This window comes from Halorubrum sp. T3 (assembly GCF_000296615.1).
GTDB lineage: Archaea > Halobacteriota > Halobacteria > Halobacteriales > Haloferacaceae > Halorubrum > Halorubrum ruber.
Genome location: NZ_JH815329.1, coordinates 1,210,048 through 1,231,295 on the forward strand (window position 1 = coordinate 1,210,048; position 21,248 = coordinate 1,231,295).

Here is a 21,248-nt window from a genome sequence, read left to right on the forward strand (position 1 = left end):
TCACCACACCCGCAGCGTGAGCCGGTAGGTCTCTGGCGGCCCCCGGTCTTCGGGGTCGTCAATGGTGACGATACGGCTCGCCGACGAGACGCTCGTTCCGCCGGGCGGCGCGGGGCCGGCGCGCATCGGGACGGCGGTCCCGTCGTCGGGGTCCAGCCTCTCTATCGCTCCGTGCTGCGTGACCGTGAGGTTGAGCCCGCGCAGGTCGTCGACGCCGAGTTCCGCGTGGAGGTCGTCGGCGTTCGCCGTCCACGCGCAGTCCGACTCCTCGCTCGCCGTCTCGGGGTCCGTCCCGTCGAAGAACGCGATGGTACACGCGTGCGACAGCGTCGCGGTCGAGCCCGCCCCAGCGAGCGAGGGCTCCGCGAGCGACGACTCCGCGAGCCGCGCCGCCCCGCGCTCGGCGACGATGACGGTCGCTCCCTCGCCGACGGCGTACGGCTCCAAGAGAGAGGGGACGAACGCGAAGGTGAATCCGACCGCGACGAGGAACACCGACATCCCGACGACGAAGTCGAGGACCGTCTGCGCGCGGTCACCCGACATAGATCCACACCCCCAGCGCCAGCGTCATCAGGATCACGGCGAACTTCACGCCGGAGATCAGCTCCGCGTCGCGGATGTAGCCGCTGATGAATCCCGAGAGGATCGCCTGGATCGTCACCGCGTGGAAGAACAGCATCGAGAGCACGTCGGGGTCGACGCCGCCCCCGCCGCCGCCGAACCCGGCCCCGCCGCCCCCGTCGCTCTGCGAGACCAGGTCGCCCATCACGTCGATGAACTGCGTCTGGAGGATGGCCATCACGCCGAGCAGCGTGACGTACGTCATCACAATGATCGCCACCTGCATCCGGGTCCGTGACTTCCGTTCGCGTTCGATGTCGTCCTGGTTCTCGGAGGCCTGCGCGGCCGTCGTCAGCACGTCCGTGATCTGCGAGGAGGCCTCCTGCGCCTCGGTGATCAGCTTCACGGTCCGCGCGAGCCGGGGCACCGCGTACGAGTTGTTGAACTCCACGAGGGCGTCACGCAGGCTCATCCCGTAGTTCACCTTCGCGTGGATCACCTCGAACTCCTCGGCGAGCTTCCCGGTCGACGTCTCCGAGACGGTCTGGACGGACTCCAACAGCGTCTGTCCGGTGTCGTTCGCGGAGGAGAGCTTCCTGAGCGTCTCGGAGAGCTTTCCGGTCACCGCCCGGCGCGAGCGCTGGTGCCACTCGTAGAAGAACCCGAGCGGGATCAACACGACGTACAGCGGCACGTAGAGCCAGACGAACGCCGACCACACCGGGCGGGCGACCCACCCGTCGAACGTCGTCGGCGCCGAGCCGGCCGCGGCCGCGACGACGACGAGCGCGAGCGCCGCGGGCACGGTCAACGCGAGGGTGTACAGCGGGTTCTCGCGGAGGAAGAGGTGCGGGGCGGCGAGGATCTCCATCGTCTTGTGGGTCCCCTCGCGGTCGCGGATGCGGTCGAAGACGCCGAACGTCCCGACGAACGCCTCCACGAGTCCGAAGTGGAAGAGCCCCTCTTGGCTCGTCTGTCGGAGCCGTTCGCTGCCGCCGTCCGGCTGGAGGTAGCCGTCGCCGGGCTCGTCCTGTTTCACCGTCGAGACTAACACGAGGAAGCCGACGCCGACCAGAGGGATGAGGACGTAGACGGTCGCGTACAGCAGCCGGTCGTCGGCCTCGCCCATCATTCCCATGATGACGAGGATGATGATGAGGAGGAGGGGGAACAGCGAGAGCGTCATGTACATCTCGCCGAACAGCTCTAAGGTCTCCAGCGTCATCTCGCGCTCCTGTTTCGACGTGCGGAGGTGTTTCTCCTTTTTGTCCTTCAGGAAGCTCTCCATGTCGCCGCCGGAGTTGACGATCGAGAGCATGTCCGCGAGGAACTGCGAGAGCTCGTCGGAGGGGGTCTCCAGCGACTGCTGGCGGATCGCGTTCCGGTAGTCGGTCCCGAAGTACTCCGTCTCGTTGACGATGCTCTGGAACTCGCGGGACACCTCGCCGTAGGTGTCCTCGGCGGTCGCCATTGCGCGCAGGATCTCCAGTTGGTTGAGCCCGCCGACGGAGAGGGCGTACATGAACGACACCGAGTCCGCGAGCAGGAGGTTGATCTCCCGCTTCCGCGCGGAGGCCCGCGAGTACGGGACCGCGACGAGGCCGCCGAACCCGATCGCGAACCCGATCGAGCCGAAGATCAGCCCGCTGAGAAGCACCGCCGTCGGCACGACGAGTGACCGGAGCAGTTCCTTAATCGCGGGCGTCGGCGCGGGGAGTCCGAGCGAGAGCGCCTCGGGGGCGATCAGCCCGAGCGAGAACACCCCGTAGCCGACCAGCGTGCCGAGCGCCCAGAGCGACCCGCCGACCAGCAGTCCGACCGCCAGCGCCAGCGAGACGTACATCTCGACCTGATCGGGCATCCGGGCCTCCGCCAGCTTGCGCTCGACGTCCCCGACGAAGTCGCCCTCGGGGTCGAACAGCAGCTCGAAGACGGGGTAACATAACTCCGCGAGGACGTTCGCGTCGACGCCGCCGTCGCCCGCGTCCACGTCGAGGCTCACGGCGCTGCCCTCGCTACGGGCATGGGATCACCCGTCCTCCGCGGGTTCGACGGCGTCGAACCCCCAGTCGTCGATGTCGTCGGCCGAGCCGTCGTCGCTCGCTTCTTCGTCCACGGTGTCGTCGCGCTCGTCCACTTCCCCCTCAGACTCTCCGCCGTCCCCGTCCGTCTCTCCGTCGTCGACTTCGCCGGCGGGGTCGCCCGCGACGTGGTCCGCGGTGCTGAACCCCTCGCTCACGTCGGGACTCGCATCCGCTTCGGGCTCTCGCTCCGGTTCGGCGTCCGCATCCCTCTCGGGCGGGCCCGCGGGCGACGAGAGCACGTCGACCCCCTCGTCGAACGGCTCCCCGAAATCGATCCGGTTCGGGTCGTCGGAGCCGTCGCCGGCCGCCTCCGAGACACCCTCGAAGTCGCCGTGCGCGGGGTCCGGAGATGGGGTTCCCGAGGAGTCCGATCCCTCCGCGTCCCGGCGCGGTTTGTCGGGTTCGTCCGAGTCCGTCCCACTCGTCGCCGGTTCCGGACCGGCCGGCTCGTCGTAGGCCGCTTTGGCCTCCCGAGCCGTCTCGGCGAGCGCCTCGCGGTCGCTCGGGGCGGCCTCGACGTCGCCCGCGTAGTCCATCTCTAAGAGGGCGTTGGCGACCGAGTCGGGCACCTCGCCGCGGTACGTCTCGAACAGGTCCTCGGCGGCGTCGAGTATCTCCGCGGCCTCCGCCTCGCCGTCCGCGTCCGGCTTTGGCCGCGGGACCAGCGCCTCCTTCTCGCGGTCGACGTTGATCAGCACCGACTCCATCTCGCGGAGGTCCTCCAGCGAGCGCTCCAGCTCCTCGTTGGCCATCAGCGCGAGGACCGTCTCGGGGTCGTTGATGAACGCCTGGAACGTCGCCGCCACCTGCGCGTAGCTGTTGAGCCCGCGGTCGATGAGGTAGGCTAACACGACCCGCCGCTTGCGCAGCTCCTCGTCGAGGGTCGCCCGGCTCCAGCCGCGGTCGAACATGATGTCCTCGAGGGTGTTCGAGTCGCCCATCTGGAGGAACTCGTCCGTCTCCGCCTGCCACTGGAACACGTCCTGAACGTTGATCTCGTCGTTCTCGGCGTCGTAGTGGTTGATCTCCGTGATCGACTTGTTCCGGCGCACCTTTTTCCCCTGAACCCGCGTCGACGTCTGGATCGAGACCAGATCGAGCGCCGTGAACATCGTCTTCGAGACGTTGATCGGGTCGGTGGTGAACCGCTTGAGTACCTCGCCGACGGAGTCGGCGTGGAACGTCGTGTAGGTGGTGTGGCCGGTGGACATCACCTGGAAGGCGGTGCGGCCCTCCTCGCCGCGGATCTCGCCCATCACGATGTAGTCGGGGCGCTGGCGGAGCGCGGCCTCCAGTAAGTCGAACTCGTCGATATCGCCCTTGTCGTCGTCGGAGAAGGAGGGGCGCGTGACGGAGGCGATCCAGTTGCGCTGGGGGAGTTCGACCTCGCGCGTGTCCTCGATGGAGACGATCTTCGCGTTCGAGGGGATGAAAAGCGAGACGGCGTTCAGGCTCGTCGTCTTCCCGGAGGCGGTGCCGCCCGCGAAGATCAGGCTCTTGTGGTTCTCGATCGAGAGCCAGAGGAACGCCATCTCGTCGAGCGAGAACGTCTTCCAGTTGATCAGGTCGATGGGGGTGAAGGGGACGTCGTTGAACTGGCGAATCGTGTAGTTGGTCCCGTGGTCGGACACCTCGCGGCCGAGCGTGAGCTGGGCCCGCGAGCCGTCCGGGAGGGTGGCGTCCACCTGCGGCCGGCGCTTCGAGATCCCCTTCCCGGAGCGCTGGGCGAGCTTCACGACGAAGTCGTCGAGCTCGTCGGTGCCGTGGTAGACGTTGGTGATGATCTGCTCGTACTCTGAGTGGTAGACGAAGACCGGAGAGTTGTACCCGTCACAGGAGATGTCCTCCACGTTGATGTCGTACTTGATCGGGTCGATCCGCTCGTAGCCGACGAAGTCCCGCTTGAGGTAGTACAGCAGCTTCTCGACCTGGTGGGCCGACAGGGTCCGGGAGTCCTCCGCGAGCACCGCGGGCTCCGGGCGGGCGCTAATCGACGGCGGGTCGGCCGGCTCCTCGGTCGGGGGCTCGTATCCCAGCGACTCAGCGATCCGGCCGGCGATCCCCTCCGTCGGGTCGATACCGAAGCGGTCGACCAGCGTGTCCGCGATCCCGCGCTCGTCGCCCTCGTCCTCGTAGAGCCCGTAGCGGTCGAGCAGCGTGCGCGTCTCCTCGACGATCACCTCCTCGCGGAACGCCTCGTCGCCGCCCGCGATCGACTCGTCGGCGTACTTGATCGACGTGCGGAGCTTCCCGGTGAGGAACTCCGTGAGGTCCGCCTCGATCTCCGTCCGGTACGGCTGGACGGCGTAGTACTTCGCCTCGTTCTCCTTCCGCGACCGAAAGACGATGACGAACGCGTACGGCTTGTTCACCCAGTAGCGCTCCTCTTCTTGGAAGTGCGTCTTCTTCGGCATCGGTACCGCCTTCTCCAAGTCGTACCGGTTCGTCAGCGTGGTGTGGCCCTCGTCGGTCGAGAAGAACGCGTCCTCGTCGACCTCGGGGTTGACGTCCACGGTCCGCTCGTCGACGAGGTCGGCGAGGTCGGCCGCGGCGGTCCCGCCCGCGCCGAGCAGCTCCTCGGTCCGGTCCGGGTCGAAGCCGAGCGCCTCGGTCTTGTCCTCGTGGGTGAACTCCAGCGGCACCGCCTCTCCCTCCTCGTTCGCCTCGGTCGGCGGGTTCCCCTCCTCGTCGAGGAAGAACTCCTCGCGGTAGTCGTCCCACGTGTAGTACCCCTTCAACACCGGGACGGAGTAGGGGTCGTACCGGGCCGCGCACAGGTCCCAGAGGACGTCTCCGACCGCGGCGGCCGCGCGGAACCGGTAGTCGGTCTCGCTCGGGTCGAACCCGAGGAGCGTCGCCGGGGCGAACTCGACCCGGTCCCACTCGTCCGGAGTCGGCGCGCGCGACGGGACCGACTCGATGTCGCCGCCGGGCGCGACGACGACCCCGGAGACGCCGCCGCGGCCGACCGGGGTGTCGAAGACCGTCTCGGGGCCGGTATCAACGCGTTCGGCCTCGTCCGAGTCCGTCTCGTCCGTATCTCCCACTTCGTCCGAGTCCGTCTCGTCGGCCCCGGATCCCGCCTCGTCCGGCGCAGCGTCTTCGGTAGCCTCGGCGTCGACGTCTTTTTCCGGGCCCTCCTCGTCAGCGATGTCTTCCTCGCGTTCGTCCTTGCCGGCCAGCTCAGACGTCACCGGCGCCGCCACCAGCTCACCGGTCGGCACGACGGCGCCCCCGTCGAGGACGACGGCGTCGGTGCCGACCACGAGCGTCCCCCGCTCGGGGGTTCCGTGGCCGGGGACGTCGGTCTCGCCGTCCGCCTCGAAGGGCTCGTCGACGCCCGGGGCGCGGACGACCCGGTCGACGCCGTTGGGAAGATGAAGCGCGACGGCGTCCGCCGGGACGACCGGCGCGTCCGGTACGTCGGCGTACACGCGCTCGGCGGCGTCCTCGCGTCCTCGTTCCGCCAGCAGCGATCGCCAGGTGTACCGGTCGGTGACGACCGGCGCGCCGTCGTTCGTTTCGTCCCGCTCGTCGGACCCCCGGGCGACGGACGCCCCGCCGTCCGAATCGGCCGTCTCGTGTCGTTCTTCCGGCTCAGCGCCCGTCGAGTCCGCCGATTCCTCTTCCGCCATGTCCGTGTCTACCGCGTCCGGTTCGGTCGTGTCCGCGTCCGGTTCGGTCGTGTCCGCGTCCTTCGGCTCGGACTCGGACGCGCCGGACGCCGAGCGATCGCCCTCGGGGTCGGATCGGGGGGCGGACCGCTCGGCGTCCTCGTTGGCCATGGTCGAGGGAACGGCGCGTCCGTTGAAAAAGGTGTCTCGCAAAACACCGCGATTGATAATCGTCGCGGACGGGCGGATTTTAGGTCCCCGCGCATCGATCGGTGACCGTGTCACGCGCCGAGCGACTCCGACGGCTTCGACGACTCCGCCGACCGGCGGTCAGGCGGCGGGTCCGGGCGGCGATCGCCGAGGAACTGCTCGGGACGCCGCGGAGCCTCGCCGCCGTCTTCGCGTTCACCGCGTTCATGCTCGCGGTGGGGATCGGGTACTACGCGCCGAGCGCGGGCGAGGTGCCGGTCGCGCTCTGGCCGCTGTACGCGGACTCGGCGGTCGCCGTCGCGCTCGGCGGCGCAGTCCTCGCGACCCTCGTCGCGACCGTGCGACGCGGCGGCAACGTCACCGCGGACGCTCCCACGTCGCGGCCGTTGGCGTACCTCCACACGCTCGCGTTCGTCTGGCTGGTCCAGTTCGGCGTCTGGCCGCTGGTCTCGCTTAACCTCGCGTTCGGCGAGTACGTCGCCGCGCCCGACGCCTGGATCTACTACTGGGGCGTGATCGGCACGCACCTGCTGTTCGTGGGGCTCGCGTTGCTGTTCCCCGCCTTCGGACGCACGACCCGCGGGGCGCTCGCGACGGCGCTCGCGCTCGGCGTCGTAAACGTCGTCATCGACTACGGGTTCGGTTTCCACCCGCCGCTACTGTACGAGCCGGGCCCCGGACTGGCGGCCGCGACGCTCGCCATCGCGGTCGGAGCAGTCGCGCTCGCGGCGCACTCGTTCCGATGGCTGGGGGAGGAGACGGACTGAGCCGCGCTCGGAAACGCCGAGCCCGGCTAGTGTCATTTAAATAACCGAATAGCTCCATCAAACGTCACTTAAATGTGTTAAAAGGGCGCGGCGGGATCCACGCGAGCGAGCGGAGCGAGCGAGCGTGGAGCCAGTCGCGCCCGTGACTGAGCGAAGCGAAGGAACGGGCGCGACGGGATTTGAACCCGCGATCGAGAGGTTAGGAACCTCTCGCCCTGTCCGCTAGGCCACGCGCCCAGAACGGATGGAGAAAACGGAACTGCGGGGATCGGTCGGCGGAGGGGGCCGGCTTACGTGCTGGTTTCCTTGTCGGTCTCGGTCTCGAGCTCGTCGAGGTCGTCGTCCTCGTCGTCGAGCGTCGAGTCCGCCTTTTCGCCGTCTTGCATGTCTTTCAGCTCCTCTTCGACCTGTTCGCGGCCCTTCTTGAACTCTCCCATCGCCTGCCCGGTCGACCGAGCGAGCTTCGGGATCTTGTTCGCCCCGAACAGCAGGACCAACACGAGCAGGATGATGAGGAGCTCCGGCCCCGCCGGAATGCCGCCGATTAGTGGTGTCGCACTTACCATCTCTGTCTCGCAGTAGCCCTGTGTCGATTATAGTCTTTTTGCCTCGTCCGATTCGACGCGCGGGCCGCCCGAGTCAGTCCGCCCGGGAAAAATGCGTGAAGTACCAGCTGCCGTCGTAGCGGACGAGCGGGACGACCTCCCCGTCAGCCGAGAGCGCGTCGAGGACCGTCGCGAACGCCTCCGAGTGTGGCGGGGACTCGGCGTACTCAGAATCGACGGCCTCGTCGAGGACCGCTCGCTGGTCCGCGGTCGGATCGTCGATCGACCGGCCGCGCTCCTCGCCGACGGCCCGACGGAACTCGCGCTGCGACGAGGCGACGCGGTCGGCGCGGACGGCGACCGTCGCGACATTGACCGACCGTTCCCCCTCGAACGCGAACCGGAGCAGTTCGCCGTCCCACTCGACCCGTTGGCCGTCGTTTTCGGGGACGAACCGCGAGCGCTCCCGCCGCTCGGCGGACGCGTACGCGAACGTGACTCCGAACGGCGGGTAGTGCGGCGCGTGGATCAGCGACGCGTCGCCGAGGGCGTCCCGAACGGCGTTCCGGTCGTGCGCTGGGAGGTCGGCGAACGGGACGCTCGACGGGGGACCGAGAAGGAACGAGTCGACGGAATCGACCTCGACCGTGTACGCGTAGCCCGGTGCCGCGACGGAATCGACCGTTTCGGTCTCGACGCAGTAGTACTCGGCGTCGTCGGTGACGACGTACGGCGCCGAGACGCCGGGGCCGTAGTACCCGTCGACGGTCCCTTCCCCGCCGTCGATCGCGGTCCGGACGGCCGCCCGTCCCGCGTGGCCGACGGCGTCGACCGGCGTGCTGAACTCGTTGGAGACGCCGACCGGCGAGGCTTCGTCGAGTTGAAGCACCGTCTCCGCGCGAGCGCCGTCCGCTTGGTCGTTCGTGGAACAGCCCGACAGCGCAGTTAGTGACGCGGTCGCCGTGAGCAGTACTGTCCGTCGACGGGAGAGGCGGCGTGGAGGGCGGGACATCATTGGCCCTTCGTCTTCGGGGCACTTGGTTCTCTCCCCGGACCGCCGACTGGGCCGGCTCCCCTCCCCCCGCGATACGGTTCGAGGAATGAGCGTCCTGCGGAGTTCCGCCGTCGAAACCGTGATACCCGCGGCCGACGAGATGTCTGATATGACAGACGTCGGCGATGACGCCCCCGACTTCACCGGATCGCTCGTGGACGGCGACATCGAACCCTTCCGCCTCTCGGACCACCTCGGCGACGAGCCGGTCGTCCTCGCCTTCTTCCCCGCCGCCTTCTCGAACACCTGTACCGACGAGATGGAGGCGCTCCGCGACGGGTTCGACCGCGACGACTGCACCCTGTTCGGCGTGAGCACCGACCTCCCGCACGCGCTCGGCGCGTACCGCGCGCAGTATGACCTCCCGTTCGCCTTGGTCGCCGACCCGGACCACCGCGCGATCGAGGCGTACGACGTGATCGAGGCGTTCGAGGGCTACGGCGTCGAGACGGTCGCGCAGCGCGCCGTCTTCGTGATCGACGCGGACGGGACCGTGACGTACCGCTGGCTCGCGGACAACGCCGGACAGGAGCCGGACTACGAAGCGCTCGACGAGGCGGTGGCGGACGCGACCGCCTGAAGGGTGAAGGTAGCGGACGCGACCCCGAAGTGGTTCAGGCGGGGTCGCGCAGCGCCTCCAGCGCCTCCGGGTTCTCCATCGAGGAGAGGTCGCCGGGGTCCTCATCGTTATACACCGACTCGATCGCGCGCCGGATGATCTTCCCCGACTGCGTCTTGGGGAACGCGTCGACGAACAGCAGCTCTCGCGGCCGGAACGGCTTGCCGTGCTCGTCGCCCACCAGCGCCCGTAGCTCGTCGCGGAGGTCGTCGCTCGGGTCGACGCCCGGTTCGAGGACGACGTACGCGACGACCGCAGTGCCGGTGGTTTCGTCGGGGACGCCGACCGCGGCCGCCTGATTGACGGCGTCGTGGTCGATGAGGACGCCCTCGATCTCGGCCGGGCCGACCTTCCGGCCCGCGACGTTGAGCGCGTCGTCGGCGCGGCCGTGGAGGAACCAGAAGCCGTCCGAATCCTTCTGCGCGAAGTCGCCGTGGTCCCACAGGTCGGGCCACGTCGACCAGTACTCGTCGAGGTAGCGCTCGTCGCCCGACCACAGCGACTTCGTCATCGACGGACACGAGTCGCGCGCGACGAGGTAGCCGCGCTGGCCCGACTCCCTGACGGACTCGCCGGTCTCGTCGACGATGTCGATGTCCATCCCGAGGCCCGGCCCGCCGAGCGTACAGGGCTTGAGCGGCTGGTTCGGCATCGGCATCAGGAAGCAGCCGCAGATCTCCGTGCCCCCGGAGATGTTGACGATGGGGCACTCCCCGCTGCCGACCGCGTCGTAGAACCACCGCCACGACTCGGGGTCCCACGGCTCGCCGGTGGAACCCAAGATTCGGAGCGAGGAGAGGTCGTGGCCCTCCACCCACTGATCCCCGTGCTTGCGGAGCGCCCGGATCGCGGTCGGCGAGATGCCGAACTGCGTGATCCCGTGTCGGTCGATCAGCTCCCAGAAGCGGTCCGGCTCGGGATGGTCGGGCGCGCCCTCGTACATCACCACGGTCCCGCCGAACGCGTGGTTGCCGATCAGCGTCCACGGCCCCATCATCCAGCCGATGTCAGAGACCCAGAAGAACCGGTCGGCGGGCTTCTGGTCGAAGCCGAAGTGGATCTCCTTGGCGCACTGCGTGAGGACGCCGGCGTGGGTGTGGACGATCCCCTTGGGCTCGCCGGTGGTCCCCGAGGAGTACAGCAGCATGGACTCCTGGTCGCTCGGGAGGTGCTTCGTCTCGTACGCGGACGGCTGCGAGCCGACCGCCTCCTCCCACGTCCGGTCGCGGTCGTCGTTCCACGGGACGGGGTCAGCGGTGGCTCCGGAGTCGGCGGCGTCACCCGCGGGCGTCGCCCCGAGCCGGTCGTACACGACGACCTCCTCGACCTGCCCCGCGTCCGCGATCGCCTCGTCCGCGGTCCCCTTCAGTCGGACCTCACTGCCCCGCCGGTAGAACCCGTCGCCGGTGAAAAGTACCGAGGGCTCCGCGTCTTCGATCCGCGTCGCGGTCGCCTCGCGGCCGAAGCCGGAGAATATCGGCACGGCGATCGCGCCGACCTTCAGGCAGCCGTAGAGGATGGAGACGACCTCGGGCACCATCGGCATGTAGAGGCCGACGGTGTCGCCGGTCTCGATCCCGGCCTCCGTCAGGTAGTTCGCGACCCTGTCGCTCTGCCGGCGGAGCTCGTGGAAGGTGATCTCGCGGACGTCGCCGGGCTCGCCCTCCCAGATCAGCGCGACGCGGTTCCGGTTCGGCGAGTCGACCGCGGCGTGGCGGTCGACGACGTTGTGCGCGACGTTGATCTCGCCGCCGGGGTACCAGTCGGAGAACTGCGGACCATCGGAGTCGTCGCGAACCGCGTCGTAGTCGGTGTAGAAGTCGATGTCGAGGTAGTCGACGATCTCGTCCCAGAACCAGTCGACGCCGGACGCGGGCTCGCCCTCGACCTCGGAGGTGGTCCGCTCGATGAGCGCCTCGTAGTCGTCGATCCCGTACTCGCGCATGAACGCGGCGACGTTCGTCGACTCGGCGAACGCCTCGCTCGGCTCGTGTACGACCTCGTCTATCCCCTCGTACTCGGTCATCTCGTCCGGTGATTTTCGCGGCGACAGTAAGTAACTTTCCTGAAGGATCTATCGTAGGTCGGCGCACTCGCCCGCGACCGCGACGGTCTCGGAGTCGACCGACACCTCCCCGTCGTACAGCGCACAGGTCCCGGCGTCCCACGCGAGCCGCCCCTCCCAGTCGGCGCCGGTCACCGTTACCTCGTGTCGGCCCGTCGCCCCTACGGCGACCTCGAACGCCCGAGCGACGCCGGCGTCGACGCGGTCGGACTCCTCGGCGTAGGTGGTCCCGTCGTCGCCCGCGACGGTCACCTCCACGTCGACCGGGCCGTCGCCGTCGTTGCGGACTGTCAGGTCGAGTCGACTCGGGTCGGGGTCGGAGCCGAGACAGCCGGCGGCCGCGACCGCGAGCGCGCCAGTCCCCGCGGCGAGGAGTCTGCGGCGTTCCATGGCGATCGCTCGTCGCGGCGGGACTTCAAGCCCGGACACGCGGCTCGCGGTCGGCGGGGAACGCGAAAACGGGTCGGCTCGCGGGAGGCGGCTACTCGTCGTCGTCCGTCTCTTCCTCGTCCGCCGCGGCGTGGACCGACTCGGGGACGATGTCGACGGAGGCGACCTCGTCGTCGGGGTCGAGATTCATCACGATGACGCCCTTCGTGTTGCGGCTCACCGTCGAGATCTCCTCGACGCGGGTCCGCATGATCTGCCCGGCCCCGCTCATCGCGACGAGGTGGTCGCCGTAGGTGACGGCCTCGATAGCGACGACCTCGCCGTTGCGGTCGCCGGTCTTGATGTCGACGAGCCCCTTCCCGTTGCGCGACTGCGGGCGGTACTCGTCGAGGTCGGAGCGCTTCCCGTATCCGTTCTCGGTGACGGTGAGCACCCAGTTGTGGTACTCCTCGTCGATCGCGGCGACGCCGGCGACGGCGTCGCCCTCGCGGAGGTCGATGCCGATCACGCCGCGGGCCGTGCGGCCCATCGCGCGGGCGTCCGACTCGTCGAAGCGGATCGCCATCCCGTTCCGGCTGCCGATGACGATGTCGCGCTCGCCGTCGGTCACCTCGACGTCGACGAGTTCGTCGCCGTCCTCCAGTCGGATCGCGCGGATCCCCGTCGACCGGATGTTGCCGAACTCGTCGACGGCGGTCCGCTTGATGTAGCCGTCGCGGGTGACCATCGTGAGGAACTCGTCGTCGTCGAGGTCCTCGGTGTTGACCACCGACTCGATCTCCTCGCCGTCGTCGAGGTCGAGGAGGTTGACCGCGGACTTCCCGCGGGCCGTGCGGGACATCTCCGGGATCTCGTAGGTCTTCAGCTCGTAGATCTGCCCGCGGTTCGTGAACACCAGCAGGTAGTCGTGGGAGCTGGCCGCGAACACGGAGGAGACGCGGTCGCCCTCCTTGAGTCCGGTGCCGATGATCCCCTTGCCGCCGCGGTTCTGCGCGCGGAACTCGTCGAGCGGCATCCGCTTGATGTAGTCGTCCTCGCTCATCACGACGACGCACTCCTCTTCGGGGATGAGGTCCTCGTGGGTCACGTCGCCCGCGTCCTCGATGAAGCTCGTGCGGCGCTCGTCGTCGTACTCGGCTTTGATCTCCCGGAGCTCGTCGACGATCACCTGGTCGAGCTCGTCGGGGTCCGAGAGGATCGTCTCCAGCCGCTCGATCCGCGCTTTCACTTCCTCGTACTCCTCCTCGATCTCGGCAGTCTCCATCGAGGTGAGCGAGCCGAGCTGCATCCGGACGATGTGGGCCGCCTGCGCCTCGGTGAAGTCGAACGCCGACTCCAGCGCGGCCTTCGCGGCGTCGCGGTCGTCGGAGTCTTGGATCGTCTCGACGACGCTGTCGACGTTGTCGAGCGCCTTCAGGCGGCCTTCGAGGATGTGCGCGCGGTCCTCGCGCTCCGCGAGCTCGTGCTCAGAGCGCCGGCGCACGACCTCGCGGCGGTGTTCGACGTAGTGCTCTAAGGTCTGCTTGAGGTCCAGCACCTGCGGCGAGCCGTCGACCAAGGCGAGGTTGATGACGCCGAAGGTGCGTTCGAGGTGGCTCTCCAACAGCTGGTTCTTGACGACCTCGGCCATCGCGTCGCGCTTGAGCTCGACGACGATCCGGATCCCGTCGCGGTCGGACTCGTCGCGGAGGTCGCGGATCCCCTCGATGGCGCCCTCGTTGACGTCCTCCGCGATGCGCTCGACGAGCCGCGACTTGTTCTGCTGGAAGGGGAGCTCGCTGATGACGATCCGTCCCTCCTCCTCGAGGACCTCGAACTCCGCGCGGACGCGGATCCGCCCGCGACCCGTCTTGTACGCCTTGTGGACCGCGTTCCGCCCGACGATGTTCGCGCCGGTCGGGAAGTCCGGCCCCTTGACGTGTTCCATCAGGTCCTCGACGCTCGCGTCGGGGGTCTGGATTAGCTCGACGGTGGCGTCGATCACCTCGCCGAGGTTGTGCGGGGGGATGTTCGTCGACATCCCGACGGCGATGCCCGACGAGCCGTTGACGAGCAGGTTCGGGAACGCCGCGGGCAGCACCTCGGGCTCCTCGAGGCGGTCGTCGTAGTTCGCCTGGAAGTCGACGGTGTCGCGCTCGATGTCCGCCATGAGCTCCTCGGCGATGGGCGACATCCGCGCCTCCGTGTACCGCATCGCGGCCGGCGGGTCGCCGTCGACCGAACCGAAGTTCCCCTGCCCGTCGACGAGCGGGTAGCGCATCGAGAAGTCCTGGGCCATCCGCGCGAGCGTGTCGTAGATGGCGCTGTCGCCGTGCGGGTGGTAGTCGCCCATCGTCTCGCCGACGACGGAGGAGGACTTGCGGTGCGCGGAGTTGCTCGTCACGCCCGCCTCGTTCATCGCGAAGAGGATGCGGCGGTGGACGGGCTTGAGCCCGTCGCGCACGTCGGGGAGCGCCCGCCCCGCGATGACGGACATCGCGTAGTCGATGTACGACTGCTCCATCTCGTCTTCGATGCGCGCGTTCGTCACCTGCGCCGCGCGTACGTCGCCGGGGTCGGCGTCAGGGGTCTCCGAGCTCATATGTCCACCCACTCCGCCTCGGTCGCGTGCTCCTTGATGAACTGCTTCCTCGGCTCGACCGCGTCACCCATCAGCACGTTGAACATCCGGTCCGCCGCGGCCGCGTCGTCGATGGTGATCCGCTTGAGCCGGCGGTTCTCCGGGTCCATCGTGGTGTCCCACAGCTGGTCCGGGTTCATCTCGCCGAGCCCCTTGAACCGCTGGACCTGTGTGGGGTTGCCGTCGCACTCCTCCTCGACGATGCGGTCGCGCTCCTCCTCGGTCATCGCGTCGTACGTGTTCCCGCGGTACCGGACGCGGTAGAGGGGCGGCTGGGCCGCGTACACGTAGCCCGCTTCGAGCAGCGGCTTCATGTGGCGGTAGAGGAGGGTCAAGAGGAGGGTTCTGATATGGGCTCCGTCGACATCTGCATCGGTCATGAGAATTATTTTATTATATCTGACATCTTCGATGTCGAATTCTTCTCCGATCCCCGCGCCGATCGCGGTGATCAGCGCGCGGATCTCGTCGTTCTCGAGGATGCGGTCGAGGCGGTGTTTCTCGACGTTGAGGATCTTCCCCTTCAGCGGGAGTATCGCCTGGTTCTCGCGGTTCCGGCCCTGCTTGGCCGAGCCGCCCGCGGAGTCGCCCTCGACGACGAACAGCTCCGCCTCGGTGGGGTCGCGCGTTTGACAGTCCGCCAGCTTACCGGGGAGTGCCGTCGACTCCAGCGCCGACTTCCGGCGGGTGAGCTCCTCCGCCTTCTTGGCGGCCTTCCGCGCCCTGGCGGCCTCGGCGGCCTTGTGGACGACCTTCTCTGCGGTGTCGGGGTTCTCCTCGAAGAAGGTGCCGAGCTTCTCGTGGGTCGCGGACTCGACGACGCCGCGGACCTCGCTGTTGCCGAGCTTCGTCTTCGTCTGGCCCTCGAACTGCGGGTCGGGGTGTTTCACCGAGACGACCGCCGTGAGCCCCTCGCGGACGTCCTCGCCCTTGAGGTTCGCGTCGAGGTCGTCGACGAGCCCGTGCTCGTTGGCGTAGTCGTTGACGGTGCGCGTGAGGGCGGTCTTGAAACCGGTGAGGTGGGTGCCGCCCTCGCGGGTGTTGATGTTGTTGGCGAACGCGTGGACGGAGCCCTGGAGCTCCTCGGTCGCCTGCATCGCGACCTCGACGTGGACGCCGTCGGTCTCGTCCTCGAAGTAGATGACCTCCTCGTGGATCGGCGAGCGCGTCTCGTTGAGGTACGCGACGAACTCGCGGATGCCGCCGTCGTACTTGAACGTCTCCTCGGTGTCGTCGCGGTCGTCGACGAGGCGGATCTCGACGCCGGAGTTGAGGAACGCGAGCTCGCGCAGCCGGTTGGCGAGCGTCGACGTCTGGAACTCCGTGGTCTCGAAGATCTCCTCGTCGGGCCAGAATCGGATCTCCGTGCCCGTCGACTCGCCCGATTCCATGTCGCGGACGCGCTCGAAGCCGTCCTCCGCGGGCTCACCGCGGGCGAATCGATGGCGGAAGACGCCGCCGTCGCGTTTTACCTCGACCTCCAAGCGCTCGGAGAGCGCGTTCACGACGCTGACGCCGACGCCGTGGAGCCCGCCGGAGACCTGGTACGACTTGGAGTCGAACTTCCCGCCGGCGTGGAGGACCGTCAGGATGACCTCCAGTGCGGGCCGGTCGTACTCCTCGTGGGTGTCGACCGGAATTCCCCGCCCGTCGTCGCTGACGGAGACGGAGCCGTCGTCGTGGATCCGCACCTCGATCTCCTCGCAGTATCCCGCGAGCGCCTCGTCAATGGAGTTGTCGACGACCTCGTAGACGAGATGGTGGAGCCCTCGACCGTCCGTGGACCCGATGTACATCGCCGGTCGCTTACGGACGGCCTGTAGGCCCTCGAGGACCTGAATCTGGCCGGCTCCGTATTCGCTCTGCTCTGACATAGGAACTTACCGTCGCTAATCGCCGTCGGGTTATAAAGCCGGCGCACGCGCGCGGGCGTGTGAGTCGAGGCGGGCGGACGGCCTCGGCCAGGCAGCGCGCAGTCCGGCCTCGCGTATGCGGATTTTTCCCACAGCTACAAGCCGCGCCCTCGCGTACCGATCGCCGATGCTACCGATCGCGGACTCCTTCGAACACGTTCACCGGGGCTGCGAGATCCGGTACGGACGGGGCCGAATCGACGACCTCGGCGACTGGCTCGGCGAGCGGGGCCTCGACGACGCGCTCGTCGTCTGCGGCTCGAACACCGGCGCGAACGACGCGCTGATGGACCCGGTCCGAGAGGGGCTCGGCGACCGGCTCGCCGGCGTCTTCGACGGGACGACTCCCGACAAGCGAGTAGAGACCGCCTACGACCTGCTCGACGCGCGGGCCGAGGTCGGCGCGGACGTCCTCGTCGCGGTCGGCGGCGGCGCCAGCCTCGATATCGCCAGACAGGCGACGCTGCTCGCCGCCGACGGCCGCGACCTCGGCGAGATCCGCGCCGACGCGGAGGCCGGGCCGGACGCACTCGGCGACCTCGCGCCGGCGAGCGATCCCACATTCCCGTCCGTCGTCGTGCCGACGACGTTCGCGGGCGCGGACGTCTCGACCGGCGGGTCCTTGGAGGTCTTCGCGGCCGACGAGTCGCCGACCGGCCAGCCGGTGAACGTCAGCGGGAGCGACGCGTGGCCGATCGCAGACGTCGCCGACCCGGCGCTGTTCGAGACGACCCCGCAGTCGGTGCTGGCCGGGTCCGCGATGAACGGCTTCGACAAGGGGATCGAGACGCCGTACGCCCGCGACGCCTCGCCCGTGAGCGACGCGGCCGCGGTCCACGGGCTCCGCCTCCTCTCGGACGCCCTCCCGCGCGTGGCCGGCGACCGGCCCGGCGGCGAGGAGGCGACCGACCGAGCGGTCGTCGGGGCGCTGCTCGTCCAGCTCGACCGGAAGATCAGCGTGATCCACGCGTTCGGCCACGGGTTCGCGCGCCGCTACGACGTCCAGCAGGGCGCGATCCACGCGGTCGTGGCGCCCCACGCGCTGGCGTACCTCTTCGACGAGGTCGACGCGAGCCGCCGGGCGCTCGCGGCCGGCCTCGGCGTCCGGACCGACGGCCGCGACGACGACGCGATCGCGGAGGACGTCGTCGAGGCGGTCGCCGAGGTCCGCGACGCGCTCGACGTTCCGAGCCGCCTCCGAGACCTCCCCGAGACCGACGAGGACGACCTGCCGGCGATCGCCGAGTTCGTCGCCGAGGACCCTCCGATGGAGCGCGCGCCGGCCGACCTCGACGCGACCGCGGAAGGAATCTTAGGCGTGCTGCGCGCCGCGTGGTAGGCGCGGCGGCGCTTCAGTCGGCAGACGACTCTGCCGCGTACGTCTCCAGCGCGGTCAACCGCCCGTCGTCGACGGAGAACACGTCGACGAACGCGAACAGCTCCTCCCCGTCGTTGTCCAGCAGTCGACCGCGGACGGCCACGCCGGGGCCGGCGGGGTACACGCGCTCGACCGCGTGGGTCGTGTCCGTGTTCGGCCGCTCGTCGCGCATGAACGCCACGAAGCGGTCGCGTCCCTCGAAGGTTCGATCGGGGCGCCGCTGGACGAAGTCGGGAGCGAGCAGCGACGCCAGCCGGTCGTACTCGCCGGCGTCGAGCGCGTCGTAGTAGGCCCGAGCGAGCGCGGCGGGGTCCGGGTCCGCGGCCGGCGCCGCTTCCCCCTCCCCGCCCTCACGCCGCGAGGGCATCGAACTCCTCGGCCGAGGTCCGGGTTCCCTTCGAGATGATCACGTCGCCGCCGCGCAGCGTGGTGTCGATGTCGGGCCCGACCAGCCACTCGTCGTCCGCGCGCCGGATCGCGAGGACGCTCGTCGAGATGTCGGTCGCGGGCACGCCGTCGACAACCGCGGTCCCGTCGAGGTCGCTCCCCGCGGCGACCTCGGTCCGGGTGATGATCTCGTCGGACTCCTGGACCGCCATCTCCACGACCGGGTGAACGTCGAGGTCGCGGCGGACGCCCTCGGTGATCGCGAGCGCGGCGTCGGAGATCTCCTCGGTCGCGACGCCGAGGTGGATGAGCCCGCGCAGCGACACCGGGTCGTCCGCCTCGGCCGCGGCCCGGAGCGTCCACGCCTCGAACCGCGACTGTAGGGCGTCGACCTCGATCTCTAAGTTGCTCACCTCCTCGGCCAGTTCCTCGTTGTCGAAGAGGACGGAGCCGTACGCGAGGTCGACGGCGAGCTCCGAGAGGTTCTTCATCAACACGATCGAGTCGACCGCGCGTTCGAGGTCGTCGATCGCGGGCTCCGCGGGCGGGTCGGGCTCGAACGGCTCGCCGCTCAGCTCGGGGTAGACGTCGGCGATGCCCCCCTCGGGGCCGCGCAGCAGCGTCACGTCGCCGGCCTCCAGCCGAGTTGTCGGCCCGGGGTTGAGGATCCAGTCCTCGTCGCGCCGGACGGCGATCACGCGGACGCCGGTCACCGATTCGAGGTCGATCGCCTTCAGCGTCCGTCCGGCGTACGCGGAGTCGGCGGCCACGGTCCCGCGAACGAGCGTCTCGACGCCCGCCGACAGCGCGCCGCGCATCGCGTCGGGGAGCCCGATCTCCTCGGTGACGATCTGGGCGATGTCGCCGGCCGCGTCCGCGATCTTCTCCGCGGCGCCGACGACGCCGAGGACGGGGGCGAGCGTCTCCGCCTCGTTCGGATTCCGCGCCGCGAGCATCAGGCTCATCCGGGCGCGAAGCTGGAGCACGTCCATCCGGTGTTCCAGTTCGACGACCTCGTGCGCGACCGTCGGGCTCCCGTGGAGGACCGCCGAGTACGACAGGTCGATAAGCAGCTCCGCGGTGTCTTTCATCTCGACGAGCAGGTCCTTGACGCTCGTCGGCTCGTAGCGGACCGTGCGCTCGTCGAAGCGTCCCATGCGACTCCCTCACCGGCACCGAGTAAAAGGCTTGTTGCGGGGGCGGTGAGACGGTCGCGGCGAGGGTGACGGCCGGGTCAGAGCGCGTCGCCGGCGACGTATCCCGGCCCCTCCTCGGGCGGTCTCGGATCGCCGTCGACCGGAGCCGCGAGGTCGACGAGCGCGAGCCAGCCGAGCAGCCGCGCCGCGCGGTCGCGCCACGCGGCCTCCCAGTCGGGGTTCCGGGCGCGGTCGTGACGCGGGACCCGGTCGCGGGTGGCCGCGAAGAGGTCGGCGGCAGTCAGCGGATCGTCGGGCGAGGCCTCCCGCAGCGCCGCGAGCGCCTCCGGGACGAGGAGGACGCCGTCGCGGAGCCCTTCCCGGACGCGCTCGGGGGTCGGTTCGGCGTCGGCGCGGACGAACCCGCGCGAGGTCTCTTCGGCGAGGCCGAGCGCGCGCAGGAACGCGAGCCAGTCGTTCGCGGTCTGCCGGTCGGGGAGGTCGCGGCGCCGCCGGAGTCGGGCGCAGCAGTCGTCCGTGTCGCCGGGGACGAGCGGGACGGCGCGCTGGTACTCGCTGAGCGCGTCGAGATCGGCCGGGGGTTCGGGGACGGGTTTGAGTCGCACGGGAGCGTGAGAAGGGTTACGCGGCGGTCAGCGGTAGCCGAACGACTCCGCGAGCAGCTCCTCGTCGGTCTCGCCGACGGTGTAGACGGGGCCGTCGACGACGTCGACGGTGACCTGCGCGGGGGCGAACACGCTCTCCGGCACGTCGTAGAAGTCCCAGTCGGCGTCCTCGAACACGTCGACAAAGGGGGTTCCGTACTCCTCGCTGGCGGTCGAGACGATCTGGTCGAAGCGGTCGTCGTCGCGCGCCACCTGGAGGTGGACCTGCCCGCCGTACGCCAAGGCGTCGTTGGTGCGACCCATCGCCTCGGTCTCGTCCCGGGTCGGGGGCGCGAGCGGCGCCGAGCCGGAGGCGTGGAGCACGTCCGTGGGCTCGTAGCCGACCTCCAGCAGGCGGAAGACGGCGAGCTCGGCGGCGCGCGCGGCGGTGGTGACGGAGCCGGCGGTCGAGCCGGTGGCGAACGTCGGGAGGAACACGCCGTCGGCGTCGACCTCTGCCATGTCGGCGACCTGCTCGGCGACCTCCTCGTCGGGGAGCGTCGTCGACTCGATCGCGAGCGTGGCGAACTCCGAGGAGTCGTAGTAGCCGACGCGCTCGAACTCGGTCTCGCGGCCGACGAGGGCGCGGGCCGGCCCGGAGCCGAGCCCCTCGAAGCCGCCCTCGGTCGTGAGCTCCCAGCCGGCCTTCTGCGAGCAGAGCAGCGCCACGGCGGGGTGGTCCGTCGACAGCTCGACGTACTGGCGCGGCGCGCCCGCGAGCTCGCCCATCCGGGTCTGGAGGTTCGCGAGCCCGGCGGTCTGGATCTCCGCGAGCAGCAGTCCCGCCTCGACGCCGCCGGCCGCGTCGATTCCGAAGTCGACGACGGTGGCGCCGTTGTCCAGCTCGTAGCCGACGACGTCCAGCTCGCCGGCGAAGTCGAGCGCCTCGTCGACCAGCTCGATCGCGGTCCGATTGATGCTTTCCATACGAAACGGTACTCGCTCCCCGTTTAAGGGGTTTGGCTGTTCGACTCGCGGGCCGTGACGACGTGCTAATTTAAAAACGAACGCACCTAGCGATCGGTCATTTATAAGCCAGCGGTGCTGTTGGCGCGTGCCCGTGAGCGGCCGCCCACGGCGGCCGCGAACGGCACCGCGCGAGGGAGTCAGTCGCCGGAGCGAAGCGGAGGCGACTGACGAGGCTGGGGAGGTGTGAGGTGCGGTCGCTGTGCGGGGCGGGGCTCAAAGGGGCAGTCGCGAGGACGAAGCACGGCGACGCAAGCACTGGAGGGAGCGA

General features: G+C 69.3%; 16 protein-coding genes and 1 tRNA gene. 3 read left to right on the forward strand and 14 right to left on the reverse strand.

The features are described from left to right. The 3 genes from B378_RS0108190 to B378_RS0108200 are packed head-to-tail and all read right to left on the reverse strand — an operon-like array spanning position 1 to position 6,433. Positions 1-546 carry a hypothetical protein gene (locus B378_RS0108190; RefSeq protein ID WP_017343322.1) on the reverse strand — a complete coding sequence of 182 codons (546 nt, stop codon included), beginning with the start codon at positions 544-546 and terminating at the stop codon, positions 1-3. Then, complete coding sequence (locus B378_RS0108195) at positions 536-2,566, reverse strand: type II secretion system F family protein (protein WP_017343323.1); 2,031 nt, start codon at positions 2,564-2,566, stop codon at positions 536-538. Before B378_RS0108195 ends, B378_RS0108190 begins: the two co-directional genes overlap by 11 nt. A gap of 27 nt (positions 2,567-2,593) precedes the next feature. Next, a complete protein-coding gene (locus B378_RS0108200; RefSeq protein ID WP_017343324.1) occupies positions 2,594-6,433 on the reverse strand; it encodes an ATPase, T2SS/T4P/T4SS family in 3,840 nt (1,279 codons plus the stop codon). Positions 6,434-6,540: 107 nt separating this feature from the next. Here B378_RS0108200 and B378_RS0108205 point away from each other — a divergent pair, with 107 nt between their 5' ends. Beyond that, positions 6,541-7,239, forward strand: coding sequence for a DUF1405 domain-containing protein (locus B378_RS0108205; RefSeq protein WP_017343325.1), 699 nt, complete (start codon positions 6,541-6,543; stop codon positions 7,237-7,239). A gap of 164 nt (positions 7,240-7,403) precedes the next feature. Here B378_RS0108205 and B378_RS0108210 read toward each other — a convergent pair. From B378_RS0108210 to B378_RS0108220, 3 genes are all read right to left on the reverse strand, one after another. Continuing rightward, positions 7,404-7,476 (reverse strand) — tRNA-Arg (locus B378_RS0108210). A gap of 53 nt (positions 7,477-7,529) precedes the next feature. Further along, entirely contained in the window at positions 7,530-7,805 is a 276-nt protein-coding gene (locus B378_RS0108215; protein ID WP_004595696.1) for a twin-arginine translocase TatA/TatE family subunit, read from the reverse strand. A 73-nt stretch (positions 7,806-7,878) separates the two neighbouring features. Further along, entirely contained in the window at positions 7,879-8,796 is a 918-nt protein-coding gene (locus B378_RS0108220; protein WP_026046225.1) for a hypothetical protein, read from the reverse strand. A gap of 151 nt (positions 8,797-8,947) precedes the next feature. Here B378_RS0108220 and B378_RS0108225 point away from each other — a divergent pair, with 151 nt between their 5' ends. Further along, positions 8,948-9,418 carry a redoxin domain-containing protein gene (locus B378_RS0108225; protein ID WP_026046226.1) on the forward strand — a complete coding sequence of 157 codons (471 nt, stop codon included), beginning with the start codon at positions 8,948-8,950 and terminating at the stop codon, positions 9,416-9,418. A gap of 34 nt (positions 9,419-9,452) precedes the next feature. On the opposite strand, the gene B378_RS0108230 is transcribed toward B378_RS0108225, so the two are convergent. From B378_RS0108230 to gyrB, 4 genes are all read right to left on the reverse strand, one after another. Continuing rightward, the gene (locus B378_RS0108230; protein WP_017343328.1) at positions 9,453-11,483 is read right to left on the reverse strand and encodes an AMP-binding protein; all 2,031 of its coding nucleotides are present in this window, start codon (positions 11,481-11,483) and stop codon (positions 9,453-9,455) included. Positions 11,484-11,531: 48 nt separating this feature from the next. After that, positions 11,532-11,912 carry a hypothetical protein gene (locus B378_RS0108235; protein WP_017343329.1) on the reverse strand — a complete coding sequence of 127 codons (381 nt, stop codon included), beginning with the start codon at positions 11,910-11,912 and terminating at the stop codon, positions 11,532-11,534. A gap of 91 nt (positions 11,913-12,003) precedes the next feature. Continuing rightward, positions 12,004-14,493, reverse strand: coding sequence for a DNA gyrase subunit A (gene gyrA, locus B378_RS0108240; RefSeq protein WP_017343330.1), 2,490 nt, complete (start codon positions 14,491-14,493; stop codon positions 12,004-12,006). Continuing rightward, a complete protein-coding gene (gene gyrB, locus B378_RS0108245) occupies positions 14,490-16,406 on the reverse strand; it encodes a DNA topoisomerase (ATP-hydrolyzing) subunit B (RefSeq protein ID WP_017343331.1) in 1,917 nt (638 codons plus the stop codon). The genes gyrA and gyrB overlap by 4 nt, the downstream gene beginning before the upstream one ends. 166 nt (positions 16,407-16,572) lie before the next feature. Here gyrB and B378_RS0108250 point away from each other — a divergent pair, with 166 nt between their 5' ends. Beyond that, on the forward strand, positions 16,573-17,784 hold the full coding sequence (locus B378_RS0108250) for an iron-containing alcohol dehydrogenase family protein (RefSeq protein ID WP_017343332.1): 1,212 nt from the start codon (positions 16,573-16,575) through the stop codon (positions 17,782-17,784). Positions 17,785-17,797: 13 nt separating this feature from the next. On the opposite strand, the gene B378_RS0108255 is transcribed toward B378_RS0108250, so the two are convergent. The 4 genes from B378_RS0108255 to mch form a co-directional block, all read right to left on the reverse strand. Further along, positions 17,798-18,190, reverse strand: a complete 393-nt coding sequence (locus B378_RS0108255; protein WP_017343333.1) for a nuclear transport factor 2 family protein — start codon at positions 18,188-18,190, stop codon at positions 17,798-17,800. After that, complete coding sequence (locus B378_RS0108260) at positions 18,174-19,367, reverse strand: potassium channel family protein (protein WP_017343334.1); 1,194 nt, start codon at positions 19,365-19,367, stop codon at positions 18,174-18,176. The genes B378_RS0108255 and B378_RS0108260 overlap by 17 nt, the downstream gene beginning before the upstream one ends. Before the next feature lie 77 nt (positions 19,368-19,444). Beyond that, on the reverse strand, positions 19,445-19,972 hold the full coding sequence (locus tag B378_RS0108265; protein ID WP_017343335.1) for a hypothetical protein: 528 nt from the start codon (positions 19,970-19,972) through the stop codon (positions 19,445-19,447). A gap of 27 nt (positions 19,973-19,999) precedes the next feature. Further along, positions 20,000-20,938 carry a methenyltetrahydromethanopterin cyclohydrolase gene (gene mch, locus B378_RS0108270; RefSeq protein WP_017343336.1) on the reverse strand — a complete coding sequence of 313 codons (939 nt, stop codon included), beginning with the start codon at positions 20,936-20,938 and terminating at the stop codon, positions 20,000-20,002. Positions 20,939-21,248: the final 310 nt, after the last annotated feature.